We start from the raw sequence: 14,489 nt of genomic DNA, 5'->3' as shown, positions 1-14,489 counted from the left end.
AGGTACTGTGATGAAAAAGTACGTTGTTATTAAGTGTGGAGGCAGTGTCCTTAACCGGCTCCCAGATGGTTTTTATGAAACCATTGCAGACCTTCAGCATACTGAAGAGTGGCAGCCTGTAATTGTTCACGGCGGCGGTCCCCTCATTTCAGAGCTGCTTGAGAAGCAGGGCGTGCCGACAACATTTACAGACGGAATGAGGGTCACCTCTGAGGGAGTCCTTGAGGTTGTGGAAATGGTTCTCAGCGGGTCTGTGAATAAAAAACTCGTTTCCTCTCTCCAAAAAGCCGGAGCCAATGCGTTCGGTTTCAGTGGAGTTGACGGTTGTCTTTTTACAACAGAACCGATGTACAAAGAGAGTGCTCTCGGTCTTGTAGGGAAGGTAACCAAAGTCAAAACAGCCCTCATTGATCTTATTGCCTCAGAGGGAATGGTTCCTGTTATTTCCCCTGTTGGCGGCGACGGAGAGGGTACAACCTACAACATCAACGGTGATGTGGCTGCAGCTGCCGTGGCTGGTGCACTGAATGCAGAGCTTTGTTTTATCAGTGATATTGCCGGTATTTATATAGAAGAAAACGGACAGACAAAAACGGTTCATGAAATGACACAAACAGAAGCGGAATCGTTTATTCAAGATAAATGGATTACAGGAGGTATGATTCCCAAAGTCCGGTCCGCACTTGACGGACTGTCCTCGGGAGTAACCCGTGTAGGAATTGTAAACGGTATGAATGCATCAAGCCTCCCGGATTTTTTACAAGGAAAAGAGATTGGAACAAAAATTACAGCAGATAAAGAGGGGTACCGTGTTGGATAACATCATGCAGAACTATCAGCGCTTCCCGATAGAGATTGTGAAAGGAAAAGGATCCTCTGTCTGGGATGCAGACGGAAAAAAATATCTTGATTACACGTCAGGAATTGCTGTGTGCAATTTGGGACATGTGCCTGACGCGGTGAAAGAAGCAGTAGAAAACCAGCTTGAAAGCCTGTGGCACTGTTCGAATTTATACCACATTCCTGCTCAGAAACAACTTGCAGAAGCGCTCACCCGTCATTCTTTCGGTGACCAGGTATTCTTTTGCAACAGCGGGGCTGAAGCCAATGAAGCGGCAATTAAACTGGCAAGGAAATATGCAGCAGACAAAGGACAGAAAAATACACATGAAGTCGTCACGTTCGCGCAGTCTTTTCACGGAAGAACGCTTGCCACTCTTACGGCAACCGGACAAAGTCATGTGAAAGCAGGATTTGATCCTTTACCAGAGGGCTTTCAACATTTGGAGTTTAACGACACTGCTGCCCTCGATGCTATTGCAGCAAAACGCCCGTGTGCCGTTCTTCTGGAGCTGGTTCAGGGTGAAGGAGGCATTGTACCCGCAGATACCGAGTGGGTCCGGCAGCTTGAAGGAATTTGTAAACAAAATGATATCCTTCTGATTGTAGATGAAGTTCAGACAGGCGTGGGGCGTACAGGAAAACTGTTTGCCTATGAGCATTACGGCATTACCCCGGACGTCATGACTCTTGCAAAGGGACTTGGGTCGGGCTTTCCTATTGGAGCGGTTATTGCAGGGAAAGATGCCGCGGCTTCTTTTACGCCGGGATCACATGGTACTACATTCGGAGGGAATCCCCTCGCTTCAACAGCAGGGCTCGCTACACTGAAGGAAATCCTGGATAACAACGTCATTAAAAACGCAGAGGTGCAGTCCGATTACTTATTTTCACAGCTTAAAAGACTGGAGAGTCAATTCTCTCTCGTCCAATCTGTAAGAGGGAAAGGTTTTTTGGCGGGAATGGAAGTCTCATGCCCGGCAAAAGAAATTGTCATAAAAGCTCTCGAGAAGGGCGTGCTTATTCTGACAGCAGGAGCGAATGTTGTACGGCTCCTGCCACCATTAACAACGAAGAAAGAGGAAATCGACGAAGTGGTTGGTGTGCTGGAAAACATACTCACAGCCATTGAGGAGAAAGGAGGGGTGAAGCTGTGACAAAAGGTTATCTACACTTAAGTACAGGAGAGGTGTTTGAAGGTGAACTGCTTGGTGCCACGGGCAAACAGGCAGGGGAAGTCGTATTCACCACAAGCATGACCGGTTATCAGGAGACGCTCACAGACCCTTCCTATGCAGGACAGGTTCTTACATTCTGCTATCCGATGGTAGGAAATTACGGCCTGCTTGAAACGGCAAATGAAAGCACGAGGCCAGCCGTGGCTGGAATTGTTACCGGTGAAATGTGGGATCCCGAAGGTTCTTTTTCAACGTTGTTAATGAAGTGGGAAATCCCGGGGTTGAGCGGGATTGATACCCGGGCTCTTGTCAAAACGATCCGACAGCACAATACGGTCACAGGCATCATATCCGATACTGCTTCTTTATCGCACCCATGGAAGACGGAAAATTCCCTGAGTCTCGTCCATCAGGTCTCTGTAACCTCGGCAAAAACATACGGAGAAGGAAATCCTCATGTGGTGATGATGGATTACGGTTACAAAAAATCAATTCTCGATTCCCTGCTTAAAAGGGGATGTAAAGTAACGGTTGTTCCATTTACAACCACTTTAAATGAAATGAAGGAGCTTTGCCCTGATGCTGTTGTTTTCAGTAACGGCCCCGGCGACCCAAAAGCGCTGGAACCGTATTTCACTCAAATTAAGAAGATATCCGAAAGCTGGCCGGCTTTTGGGATCTGTTTTGGACACCAGCTGATCGCCCTTGCCTATGGCGGGAGCACAGAAAAACAGCTGAACGGTCACCGGGGGAGTAACCATCCGGTCAAGGAGATGGTTTCCGGAAAAGTGAGGATGACTTCTCAGAACCATGGCTACGTTGTAAAGAACGATTACCTGCCGTCAGACTTTCACGTGACGTACAAAAATGTGAACGACGGGACAGTGGAAGGGATTCGTCACAACACTCTTCCAGTACAAAGTGTCCAGTTTCATCCTGAGGCCCATCCGGGACCAAGTGATACGGATTACCTTTTTGATGACTTTATAAAGCAGACAGTTGCAGCAGGAGGGAAATTGTATGCCTAAGGTTCAGGGGGTAAACAAAGTGCTTGTACTCGGGTCTGGTCCGATTGTTATCGGTCAGGCTGCCGAATTTGACTATGCAGGAACGCAGGCCTGTTTATCTTTAAAAGAAGAAGGGGTTGAAGTGATTCTCGTGAATAACAACCCCGCTACAATCATGACGGATGAGACGGTTGCTGACAAACTCTACATGGAACCGCTCACCGCCGGAAGTGTGGAAGCTGTTATTCAAAAAGAGAAGCCGGACGGACTCATCGGCACACTGGGTGGTCAGACCGGACTGAACCTTACCGTTGAACTCTATGAAAAGGGTATTCTCGCAAAATACGGAGTTACCCTTCTCGGAACAAGTGTAGAAGCCATTCAGAAAGGTGAGGACCGGGAGAAGTTCCGGCAGTTGATGATGGACATTGGTGAGCCCATTCCTGAATCTTCCATTGTCGCGTCTCTGGAAGAAGGACGGCAGTTCGTGAAGGAATCAGGCTATCCGGTTATTATCCGTCCAGCCTATACCCTGGGAGGTGCAGGAGGAGGGTTTGCCTCGAGTGATGAGGAATACGAAAAGGTCCTTAAGCGGGGGCTGACGCTAAGTCCAATCAATCAGGTGCTGGTGGAAAAAAGCATCAAAGGCTGGAAAGAAGTCGAATATGAAGTGATGAGGGATACGAATGACACGTGTACGATCGTGTGCAACATGGAAAATATGGATCCGGTAGGGGTTCATACTGGAGATTCCATCGTTGTGGCGCCGTCACAGACGCTTTCAGATGTGCAGTATCAGCTCCTTCGTGACGCTTCATTAAAAGTGATCCGTGCACTGGACGTTGTGGGAGGATGCAACATTCAGTTCGCCCTTCATCCCGAGACGAATGAATACTGCATTATTGAAGTGAATCCGAGAGTAAGCCGTTCTTCGGCACTTGCATCGAAAGCGACGGGATACCCAATTGCAAGAATCGCGGCGAAAGTAGCACTCGGGTATGATCTGGATGAAATTAAAAATCCGATTACGGCAACAACGTTTGCTTCTTTTGAACCTGCCCTTGACTATATTGTTGTAAAGCTGCCCCGTTTTCCATTTGATAAATTTCCCGAAGCAGACCGTACTCTCGGTACGCAGATGAAAGCAACAGGGGAAGTAATGGCGATTGACCGCTCATTTGAGGGCGCCTTAAATAAAGCAATACGGTCTTTGGAAATGAACATTTACAGCCTCGATCACCCTCTTGTGAAGCAGATGACAGATGAAGAGGTCACACACACACTGGAAGTACCAACGGACCTTCGTTTGTTTGCCATCGGAGAGGCATTCAAGCGAGGCTTAACTGTGGAAGATATCCATCGTCATACACAGATTCACCCTTGGTTCCTAAAGAAGATCGCCAACATTCTGGACATGGAAAAAACACTCACGGTGTCCTCATGGGAAACGGTACTGGATGAACACATTCACCGGGCGAAAAACATGAATATTGGAGATGAGTGGATCGCTTCCCTGTTTGATGTAACCGAACGGGACGTGCGTCAGAAACAGAAGAAGCAGGGTCTTACGAGAGGCTACAAGCTCGTGGATACATGTGCGGCGGAATTTGATGCGGTGACTCCTTATTATTACGCAACATATCAGGGGGAAGACGAAGTGCCTGTCACACCGGCTGAAAAAATCCTGGTTATCGGTTCAGGTCCAATCCGGATCGGCCAGGGGGTGGAGTTTGACTACTGCTCTGTTCATGCAGCAAAAGCAGTCCAGAAGCTGGGCTTTGAGGCAGTTGTGATGAACAATAACCCTGAAACGGTGAGCACCGATTACGCCGTGGCGGACCGGCTTTATTTTGAACCCCTTGCGGCAGAAGATATTTTAGCTGTGGCAAAAAAAGAACAGGTCAAAGGTGTTCTCGTTCAATTTGGCGGACAGACGGCAATAAATGTGGCGGAAGCCCTGGCAGAAGAAGGTGTAACTGTATTTGGAACCCCTCTGGAAGCCATTGACCGAGTTGAAGACCGGGAAAAATTCTACGGCCTTCTTAACAAACACGGAATTCCCCATATCCCGGGAAAAACCGTCAGCGGATTTGATGAACTCGATGCGGCAGTAAGGGAACTTGGTTTCCCTGTTATGATCCGCCCATCCTATGTAATTGGCGGACAGTCCATGTTTGTTTGTGAAAACCGCACCGAGCTTGTTAAAAACGTGAAGCTTTTTATGGGATCGGGAAATCAGCGGGGCTGGCCGCTTTTGGTTGACCGGTTTATGCCGGGCATGGAGTGCGAGATGGATGTGATCAGTGACGGAGAGTCTGTGATGATCCCTGGAATATTCGAACACGTGGAAAAAGCAGGTGTTCATTCAGGAGACAGTACCGCTCTTTTCCCACCGGTAACCATAAGTGAAGAAGCAAAGGAAACGATGCTCGAATACGCAGAAACACTGGCTGTTAACCTTCCTGTATCAGGCATGATGAACATTCAATTTGTCCTTCACGACAATCAAGTTTACGTTCTGGAAGTAAACCCGAGAGCGTCACGGACAGTGCCGATCATGAGTAAAGTAACCGGGGTGCCTATGGTGGAATGGGCGACAAGGATCCAGCTCGGGGAGAAGGTGCCGGAAGAGATGAAGGGACTTTTAGCAGAACCTGACTACTTCACAGTAAAAGCCCCGGTATTTTCAGCATCCAAACTTCCAGGTGTGGATCATGTACTCGGGCCGGAAATGAAATCAACCGGTGAGACCCTTGGCTTTGGTTTTACACTGGAAGAGGCGTATAAAAAGGTCATAGCAGCGCCGCCGGTAAAGAATCATCCTCTGTTGTTCTGTTCAATCGCGGAAGGCGCGAAGCAGGAAGCCCTCTTTTTTATCCAGGCATGTTCAGATCTGGGCTATGAGATTGCAGCAACAAAGGGGACTGGAGATTATTTGAATGAGTCAGGGATCGTCTCCACCTGTGTTGAAGGGGAAGAACTCTCCGACTGGTGGAAGAGTGCACAGCCTGACCTGGTATTTAATATACCGACGATGGGGCGGACAAAAGACCGTACAGGATTTTTAATAAGAGAACTGGCCGTTACCTTTGACGTCCCTTGCTTTACAGCAGCTGAGTCGTTGAAAGCGTGGCTGGATGTAAACAGTGCCCCGTATACAAACGGGCAGCCAGTGAGCCTTCTGGAGCTTACAGGTAAGAAAAAATTCATGAATGAGGTGAAACGATGCAACTGGTAACAAACAATATACAGCAAGGACTTGAGAAGACAATGAAGGGGAAGGATTTTCTCACTTTGGCAGACTTGTCTGAGGAGCAGCTCGTCCTTCTTCTTAAAGAAGCGGCAGAATTAAAGCAAAAGCAGAAACAAGGCATCCCCCACGATTACCTGAAAGGAAAAACCCTAGGGATGATTTTCGAAAAATCGTCCACAAGAACGCGGCTCAGCTTTGAAGTCGGGATGCAGCAGCTTGGGGGACACGGCATCTTTCTCAGTTCAAAGGACCTTCAGCTCGGCCGCGGGGAATCGATCTCTGATACAGCCAAAGTTCTTTCCCGCTATGTTGACGGCATCATGATTAGAACCTTTGCCCATAACAAAGTGGAGGAGCTTGCGACTCATGCGACGGTTCCTGTAATAAACGGGCTGACAGATGATCATCACCCTGCCCAGGTGCTGGCAGACCTGCAGACGATCATCGAGTATAAAGGCCGGCTCAAAGGGCTGAAGGTGTGTTTTGTCGGTGATGGTGACAACAATATGACTCACTCCCTGATTGAAGGTGCGGCCCTTTCCGGAATGAATATTTCAATTGCAAGTCCTAAAGGGTATCAGCCGAATGAGTCTATTGTAAAAAAAGCCCTTAAAATAGCTTCAAAGAACCACTCAGCCATTACTGTAACAGAGGATCCGGTGGAGGCAGTCACGAACGCCGATGTGGTTGTCACGGATGTGTGGGCCAGTATGGGGGATGAAGAGGAGCGGGCAGAACGTCTGAATGTTTTTGCTCCGTATCAGGTAAATGAAGCTTTATGCAGTCATGCGGATAAAGATTTTATTTTTCTTCACTGTCTCCCGGCACATCGCGGCGAAGAGGTGACAGCATCAGTCATTGACGGCAGACACTCGGTTGTATTTGACGAAGCGGAAAACAGATTACATGCACAAAAAGCATTATTACGGTTGACGATGAGCAACTAATTTTTTATACTATGAATGTATAAAAATTCTCGTAAGTAAATAATCATTCATATATAAAGGAGAGATAGTGATGAGTAAAGGTAAAGTGGTTCTTGCTTATTCCGGAGGTTTAGATACAAGCGTGTCCATCAAATGGATTGAGGAAAAATACGGTTACGATGTCATTGCCCTTGGTATTGATGTAGGTGAAGGGAAGGATCTTGAAGCGATCAAACAGAAAGCTCTTGATACAGGAGCTGTTAAGGCCATTATGATTGAAGGAAAGGAACTTCTGGCAAAAGGCTATCTGTCCCCTGCGTTGAAGTCCAATTGTTTATATGAAGGGAAGTATCCATTAAGCTCTGCTCTTTCCCGACCGTTAATCGCAAAGCTTCTCGTTGAGGTTGCTGAACAGGAAGGTGCCGTAGCTGTAGCTCACGGATGTACAGGAAAAGGAAACGATCAGGTACGCTTTGATGTTTCCATCCAGGCATTGAACCCGGATATTCAGGTTATTGCACCTGTTCGAGAGTGGGGAATGAACCGTGATGAAGAAATCGAATATGCAAAGGAAAAAGGCATTGATGTACCGGTGAATGTAGATAAGCCGTATTCCATTGATGCAAACATCTGGGGCCGTGCCTGTGAAGCAGGTGTTCTTGAAGATACATGGGCAGAAGCACCTGAAGACGCATTTGAATGGACAGCACCGATTACGATGACACCGGACAAAGAGGAGTACGTTGACATTGAATTTGAAAAAGGGCTCCCCGTGGCGCTCAACGGAGAATCAATGGACTTTGTCCAGATCATTGAGAAGCTGAACGAAATCGGAGGGACACACGGTGTCGGAAGAATTGATCATGTAGAAAACCGTCTGGTTGGGATAAAGAGCCGTGAAGTATACGAAAATGCCGCTGCTCTTATTCTGATTCATGCCCACAAAGAGTTGGAGCTGTTAACCCTTCCTCGTGAAGTGACGCAGTTTAAAACACAAGTGGATAACAAAATGACAGAACTGATCTATGAAGGTCTGTGGTTCTCACCATTGAAAAACGCGCTGGAAGCGTTCATTGACCAGACTCAGGACGTTGTTTCCGGAACAATCAAAGTGAAGTTGTTCAAAGGAAACTATCAGGTGGTTGCAAGAAAATCTGCGAACAGCCTTTACAACGCGGATCTCGCTACGTATTCAAAAGGCGACGCGTTCGATCATAAAGCAGCAGAAGGCTTTATCAAGCTGTTCGGTTTATCAACGAAAGTATACGCAGATGTGCATAAAAAAGAAACGCCAACGCAGGTGAAAGAGGAGGTATAACCGTGTCAAAATTATGGGGAGGCCGCTTTACCAAAGAAACGAATAAACTAGTTGAAGAACTGACCGCTTCGATCGGGTTTGACCAGAAGCTTGCAGAAGAAGACATCGAAGGCAGCCTTGCCCATGTGAAGATGCTCTCTGAACAGGGGATCATCTCTGAGGATGACGGTGAAAAGATTGCGGCGGGTCTGAAAAGTGTGAAGAAAAAACTTCTTGCCGGGGAACTGGAATATTCGGTAGCCGATGAAGATATTCATATGAATATTGAGAAGTTTCTAATAGAAGAAATCGGTCCGGTCGGCGGAAAGCTCCACACAGGAAGAAGCCGGAATGACCAGGTGGCAACAGATATGCATCTTTACTTAAAGAAGCATACAAAAGAAACCATCGCTCTTATTGAAAGTGTCCAGGGGGCCATCGTGGAGCAGGCTGAAGCTCATATTGATACGATGATTCCCGGGTACACCCATCTCCAGAGAGCGCAGCCCGTTTCTTTTGCCCACCATATTCTCGCCTACTTCTGGATGCTTGAGCGCGACAAACAGCGCTTCATTGACAGTCTGGAACGCGTGGACCTCCTGCCTCTTGGTGCAGGAGCCATGGCCGGAACAACATTTCCGATTGACCGTGAGCGTGTAGCTGAGATTCTCGGCTTTCAGGATGTGTATCCAAACAGTATGGATGCGGTAAGCGACCGTGATTTCATTCTTGAATATTTGTCAGCCGCGTCTGTGATGATGATGCACATTTCCCGTCTGAGTGAGGAGCTTGTCATCTGGAGCAGTGAGGAATTCAGCTTTGTTGAGCTTGATGACTCGTTTTGTACAGGATCGAGTATTATGCCCCAGAAGAAAAACCCGGACGTACCTGAGCTTCTCCGTGCAAAAACCGGCCGTGTGTACGGGAATCTTATGAGTCTGCTTACCGTACTCAAGGGACTTCCGCTTGCCTATAACAAAGACATGCAGGAAGATAAGGAAGGCATGTTTGACACGGTTGAGACGGTTATGGGCTCTCTTAAAATGCTCGCTCCGATGATCGAGACGATGACCGTAAAGAGTGATGCCATGCGTGCAGCAGTGAATGAGGATTACTCCAATGCCACGGACATTGCCGACTATCTGGTCAACAAAGGTATGCCGTTCCGTGAAGCTCACAGTGTGATCGGACGGGTTGTCCTGTACGCGATCGGGAAAAAGAAATACCTTCTTCAGCTTGAACTTGATGAGTATAAGTCCTTCAGTGAACTGTTTGACGAGGATATCTTTGAGGTACTCGCCCCCGAAAATGTGGTGGCAGCAAGGAACAGCGAGGGAGGCACTGCACCAAAGCAGGTAGTAAAGCAGCTGAGCCTCGCAAAAGAAAAACTTAAAGTGTAGCCAGTGGGCAGAACCGGTTGTGGTTCTGCTCTTTGTTTTGGAGGAAGCTTACAAGAGAGTCGTGAGATTATGGTAAAAGGAAAGAACCCCGGCTTCTGTCAGGTTTAAAGTAATAAAAATGGCTGTTTTTCGTATAGATTGTTGCTATTTAAATTTCAATGCGGGGAATCTGGTTGAAGCCTACGCGCCCTTCGTTTTCCGTGGCGGTGCCGACAGAGAGGAAGAACCCTGCTTCTTCCTCTACAAGTTACGCTTCGAAGTGTTATGCGTCGAAGCAACTCGCAGAGGACTCACGATGTTAATGCTCGTCACTGCCACAGGAGTCTCAGGAACTACGGCTTCATCACTTCTTGTATAAATACAAATTATTTCCGGAAACAGCGTAAAAAATAAACGCTATTTTAAAAGAATTAGGAAGGGTGTTATAACCCTGATTGAAATTCAGATTCGTTGAACAGAATACACACCCTTTCCGCGGACTCGCGCAGAGCCTCCTCAGTGCTTTGCTCCTGTGGGGTTTCGTCTGCCTCGAACTTCCGCAGGAGTCTCGCGTATTCCGTTCTACTCCGTACAATGCTTCGAGAAACAGAGATTTAAAATAACCTTCCCGAAAAAAATCATTCCTATTTTCATACCTTAAATTTCAAATGTTTTTAGTATTTATGTTCTTAGTGTTTGTTGCAGCAAAAATGGGCTTTGCTTTTATAATGTGTTAAAGATTATTGTTATTAAAAACAGGTGTTGATTGGAGCTAATGCGCGACACTCCTGCGGGAAAAGCGAGTTCAGGGGAGACCCCGCAGTGCGAAGTACGAGGAGGCTCCCAAACCGCCCGCGGAAACGGAGCGCAATGAGCGCAAATCAACTTCTTACTTTTAATTAAACTCGAGAAGAAGCAAAGAATGCTAAAAAGATAGTACCTTCCATAAATTTCATGAATAAACGTTGTGATTTAAAGGAATTTAAAGGATGCAGGCGTTTTTTTAATAACGGCACCGGTGTTCGGCCGGCAGATGTCAAGATGCTGTTAATTATCGCAATGAAATGGATGTTAGCGTTTTATCTCTCAGCCGTTTTCCCTTATAATAGAGTGAGGAAGACCTTGCACACACCTAGTACGATTGTTTGAAAGAAACTTATGGAGGTAACGGACAATGAACTGGTATGAAAAGCTGAATCAGTATTTTCCTGTTGAGGAAATGAAGTCGAAAGAGCATATGGATTTACTCTTGAAAGAGAAAAAAGACGTGTACAAAAAAGATGAAAGTGAGTACCACGTTATGATGTATGCAGAGATGGACGATTTCATTTTCATTGACTATTTGTTCGTTTCAAAAGCAGCGAGAGGAAAAGGAATCGGAAAAAAGCTGCTTAATGGCCTCAAAGTAAAAAACAAACCCATTATTCTGGAAGTAGAGCCGGTCGATTATGATGATTCCGATACGGAAAAACGACAGCGCTTTTACAAAAGAGAAGGGTTTGAACATGCTAAATCCATCGGTTACCGCAGACGCTCTCTTGATACAGGTAAAATTAACGAAATGGAGATTTTATTCTGGTCACCGTCGAACGAGTCAGAGGAAAGCATCTATAATAAGATGAGACATACGTATGAAACGATTCATACGTATAAAGATGAACAAATTTACGGTGAATCCTACGACGAAACGGACAAAGTGTTCAGTTTCGAAGAGGAAGATGATAAAGCCCAGCCGCCCGTTTAAACCGTTCAGCATGAAGCAAAGGAGTGTGGAATGATGAAAGGAAAAGAGAAGCAGCGCCGTAAGCGAAAAAAGCAGCTCTGGCAGGATCTGCTTAAACGTAAGTGGAACGATGTGAACCGCATCCCAAGACGTCAGCCGTCAGCACAGTCTAAAACAATTGCATAAATCTATAAAATAGTGAAAAACTGCCTTGCCCTATGTAAGGCAGTTTTTCCAAGTGGTAAACTGAGAACAGGTAATCCGGAATGAGAATGACAGGCAGGTAAATGATAACGAAAGTGAAATAATATTCATTCTTCTTCCGTAAACCCGTTGCGATTACATAAAAAGTTTCGTGATTTCTACAAATAAATGTTTATCATTCTAAGGTTCGTGGTATATACCTAATATATCTGCACTCGTGAAGTTATACACCTTGTATAACATCCGTACAAGTTTTTGAATAATGCCCTAGTCAAATTAAAATTATTATTGTATAATAAGTGTTGTAGCATTCACTAACTTAAAGCAGAATACATCATTTTCATACATGAATCATAACTGGAAGGGAGAATCGGTTTACATGGTAACGTTGTTCACATCGCCTAGTTGCACATCCTGCCGAAAAGCAAAAGCATGGCTTCAGGAGCACGATATCGCATTTGTGGAACGTAACATCTTTTCCGAGCCATTATCTGTTGAAGAGGTAAAAGAGGTTGTCCGTATGACAGAAGACGGCACTGATGAAATTATTTCTACACGATCCAAAGTCTTTCAGGAACTGGAAGTTGATATCGACGATATGCCGCTCCAGGATTTATTTCAGCTGATCAGCGATCATCCGGGTCTTTTGAGAAGACCGATTATAATGGATGAGAAACGGATCCAGGTTGGCTACAATGAAGCTGAAATTCGCAGATTCCTGCCACGGAAAGTACGAACCTTTCAATTGCAGGAAGCAACGAAGAAGCTCGTAAACGAATAAGTAACCGAGGCCTTCTGTTCTTGTCAGCAGAGGCCTTTTTTCTATAAGTTGATTGTTCTAAAGGTCTTTGTTGTTTAAAAAAAGGAGGCACCTCCGCGGAAAGCGAAGGACATTCCGGCTGCATCATACCTCATCAGATTTATGTCCGCTACACCGGTCACTGATTCTTAAAATATACGATCGTCTGAACCCGGTTACGGAGAAATCCGGCCAGTACCACAGCTGTAATTAAACACAGCGACAGGACAATGGGCGGGATACCGTAGTCGGCCAGGAAGAAATAGACGACTGGTTCATGGGAAATCATCGCCGAAGCTGTAAAAGCAAGAATTGCTGCTCCTGCATAAAGAATAACAGGGAACTTTTTCATCAGGAACAAAATGATTTTGCTTCCCCATATTAAAATCGGGACAGAGATTAAAAGGCCCAAAAATACGATGAGGGTATCACCATCGGCCGCGCCGGCAACAGCAAGAACATTATCAAATCCCATCACCACGTCGGCAATGACAATCGTCTTAATAGCCGCAAATACACTTACGGAACCAGCGACATGATGTTCACCCTCAGAAGATGTAAGAAGCTTGTAGGCGATCCAAAAAAGAAGAACGCCGCCAATACCCATTAAATAAGGTATAGATAGTAAATGAATTGCTATAATGGTTAAAAAACCCCTGGCGAGGATGGCAAAAGCAATACCGATAACAATGGCTTTATTTCTTAGAGCCGGAGGGAGTTTGCGGCACGCCATGGCTACGACAATGGCGTTGTCTCCGCCTAAAATCAGGTCGATGCCGATGACGGTGAGCAAAGCGACAAAAAAATCAGAATTCAATGGTTGATTCCTCCCCGCATAAACGATAAAATCAGTTAAACCCATTCTTTAACGGAGTATAGAAACATAAGAATGGTAGAGACAGCTGGTCCTTTCATGCAGTCATAATAATGTATACATGTCCAGGCGGATTCAGAACATGGATTTCCCCTGAAGGCCGGCCATAGTAAAAAGTGCAGCGGTTCTTGTGTCGACAGGATGACCGGATGCAGGTGTTCAGATACAAAAATGAGCAGGACTATTTCATTTCATACGAACTTCTTTTAGAATAGGAACTACCCCCCCATTCGGATTGAAGATGCATCTCATTGGGTAAAAGAAAAACAATAAAGTGATTAATTGGACGACACCAATACTCAAATGGAAGGGTGAACGATTTATGGATATCGAACGCGTGAACGATACGACACTTAAATTTTTTATCACATATAAAGATATTGAAAAGCGCGGTTTTGATAAAGATGAAATCTGGTACAATCGCGAACGTGGCGAAGAGCTGTTCTTCGAAATGATGAACGAAGCGAATGATCAGGAAAGCTTCGAAATCGACGGCCCTCTCTGGGTTCAGGTGCATGCACTTGACCGGGGACTTGAAGTGATTGTAACCCGCGGCCAGGTGAATGATGGTAATGTGAAGCTTGAAATTCCTGTCGGAGATGATAAAAACGATCAGGCAGTGGATGATAACATTGCCGATATGCTGGACAGCCGCTTCAGGGGAGAAGATGAAGACGGTGAGAAAGATCTTACTCTCAGTCTTGTGATCGGATTTGCCGATTTTGAAGACGTGATCTCACTATGCAAGAGCTTTGATGAAGACATTGAAACGAGTCTCCATCACTTTGAAAACCGCTACTACATGTATGTAACACTTGATGAAAAATATACTGATGAAGAGCAGGACAATCATCTGAGCCGCATGCTGGAGTTCGGCTACGAATCGGATACGACGATCTACCGTATCAAAGAGTACGGAAAAGAAATTGTTTCCCAGAATGCTCTTCAGGTCATCCGCGAACAGTTCAGCTGATGAAGGAGTCGACTTTGATCGGCTTCTTCTTTTTTT

The 14,489-nt window shown here is 45.9% G+C and carries 12 protein-coding genes; 11 read left to right on the top strand and 1 reads right to left on the bottom strand.

The genetic code is table 11. The annotated features are described in order from the left end of the window. Positions 1–10: 10 nt before the first annotated feature. From argB to spxA, 10 genes are all read left to right on the top strand, one after another. Positions 11–820, top strand: coding sequence for an acetylglutamate kinase (gene argB / locus JSY36_RS10030; RefSeq protein ID WP_205166281.1), 810 nt, complete (start codon positions 11–13; stop codon positions 818–820). Continuing rightward, a complete protein-coding gene (locus JSY36_RS10025) occupies positions 810–1,997 on the top strand; it encodes an acetylornithine transaminase (RefSeq protein WP_419466037.1) in 1,188 nt (395 codons plus the stop codon). Before argB ends, JSY36_RS10025 begins: the two co-directional genes overlap by 11 nt. Next, entirely contained in the window at positions 1,994–3,046 is a 1,053-nt protein-coding gene (locus JSY36_RS10020) for a carbamoyl phosphate synthase small subunit (protein WP_205166279.1), read from the top strand. Before JSY36_RS10025 ends, JSY36_RS10020 begins: the two co-directional genes overlap by 4 nt. Beyond that, positions 3,039–6,263 carry a carbamoyl-phosphate synthase (glutamine-hydrolyzing) large subunit gene (gene carB / locus JSY36_RS10015; RefSeq protein WP_205166278.1) on the top strand — a complete coding sequence of 1,075 codons (3,225 nt, stop codon included), beginning with the start codon at positions 3,039–3,041 and terminating at the stop codon, positions 6,261–6,263. The genes JSY36_RS10020 and carB overlap by 8 nt, the downstream gene beginning before the upstream one ends. Further along, positions 6,251–7,225: an ornithine carbamoyltransferase gene (gene argF, locus JSY36_RS10010; protein WP_205166277.1), complete on the top strand. Its 975-nt coding sequence runs from the start codon at positions 6,251–6,253 to the stop codon at positions 7,223–7,225. Before carB ends, argF begins: the two co-directional genes overlap by 13 nt. A 70-nt stretch (positions 7,226–7,295) precedes the next feature. Beyond that, entirely contained in the window at positions 7,296–8,522 is a 1,227-nt protein-coding gene (locus tag JSY36_RS10005) for an argininosuccinate synthase (protein WP_205166276.1), read from the top strand. A gap of 2 nt (positions 8,523–8,524) precedes the next feature. Next, positions 8,525–9,901, top strand: a complete 1,377-nt coding sequence (argH, locus tag JSY36_RS10000) for an argininosuccinate lyase (RefSeq protein ID WP_205166275.1) — start codon at positions 8,525–8,527, stop codon at positions 9,899–9,901. Between the two features lie 1,153 nt (positions 9,902–11,054). Further along, positions 11,055–11,624 carry a GNAT family N-acetyltransferase gene (locus JSY36_RS09995; protein WP_122897409.1) on the top strand — a complete coding sequence of 190 codons (570 nt, stop codon included), beginning with the start codon at positions 11,055–11,057 and terminating at the stop codon, positions 11,622–11,624. A 30-nt stretch (positions 11,625–11,654) separates the two neighbouring features. Further along, positions 11,655–11,789, top strand: coding sequence for a hypothetical protein (locus tag JSY36_RS20680; protein ID WP_272873282.1), 135 nt, complete (start codon positions 11,655–11,657; stop codon positions 11,787–11,789). Between the two features lie 397 nt (positions 11,790–12,186). Further along, positions 12,187–12,588 carry a transcriptional regulator SpxA gene (spxA, locus tag JSY36_RS09990; RefSeq protein WP_122897408.1) on the top strand — a complete coding sequence of 134 codons (402 nt, stop codon included), beginning with the start codon at positions 12,187–12,189 and terminating at the stop codon, positions 12,586–12,588. Positions 12,589–12,745: 157 nt separating this feature from the next. Here spxA and JSY36_RS09985 read toward each other — a convergent pair whose 3' ends face one another. Further along, the gene (locus JSY36_RS09985) at positions 12,746–13,423 is read right to left on the bottom strand and encodes a TerC family protein (protein WP_236784710.1); all 678 of its coding nucleotides are present in this window, start codon (positions 13,421–13,423) and stop codon (positions 12,746–12,748) included. 379 nt (positions 13,424–13,802) lie between these two features. On the opposite strand from JSY36_RS09985, the gene mecA reads away from it, so the two are divergent. Further along, complete coding sequence (gene mecA, locus JSY36_RS09980; protein WP_205166274.1) at positions 13,803–14,453, top strand: adaptor protein MecA; 651 nt, start codon at positions 13,803–13,805, stop codon at positions 14,451–14,453. Positions 14,454–14,489 lie beyond the last annotated feature (36 nt).

The sequence above is a fragment of the Alteribacter salitolerans genome (assembly GCF_016901055.1).
GTDB lineage: Bacteria > Bacillota > Bacilli > Bacillales > Salisediminibacteriaceae > Alteribacter > Alteribacter keqinensis.
Note: the sequence above shows the minus strand (reverse complement) of the source record. Positions and strands in the feature narration are given on the sequence as shown.

Excerpts from the sequence above, each read along its gene's own strand:
- argB (WP_205166281.1), top strand. The coding sequence starts at position 11 with ATGAAAAAGTACGTTGTTATTAAGTGTGGAGGCAGTGTCCTTAACCGG.
- carB (WP_205166278.1), top strand. The coding sequence starts at position 3,039 with ATGCCTAAGGTTCAGGGGGTAAACAAAGTGCTTGTACTCGGGTCTGGT.
- argF (WP_205166277.1), top strand. The coding sequence starts at position 6,251 with ATGCAACTGGTAACAAACAATATACAGCAAGGACTTGAGAAGACAATG.
- JSY36_RS10005 (WP_205166276.1), top strand. The coding sequence starts at position 7,296 with ATGAGTAAAGGTAAAGTGGTTCTTGCTTATTCCGGAGGTTTAGATACA.
- JSY36_RS09995 (WP_122897409.1), top strand. The coding sequence starts at position 11,055 with ATGAACTGGTATGAAAAGCTGAATCAGTATTTTCCTGTTGAGGAAATG.
- JSY36_RS20680 (WP_272873282.1), top strand. The coding sequence starts at position 11,655 with ATGATGAAAGGAAAAGAGAAGCAGCGCCGTAAGCGAAAAAAGCAGCTC.
- spxA (WP_122897408.1), top strand. The coding sequence starts at position 12,187 with ATGGTAACGTTGTTCACATCGCCTAGTTGCACATCCTGCCGAAAAGCA.
- mecA (WP_205166274.1), top strand. The coding sequence starts at position 13,803 with ATGGATATCGAACGCGTGAACGATACGACACTTAAATTTTTTATCACA.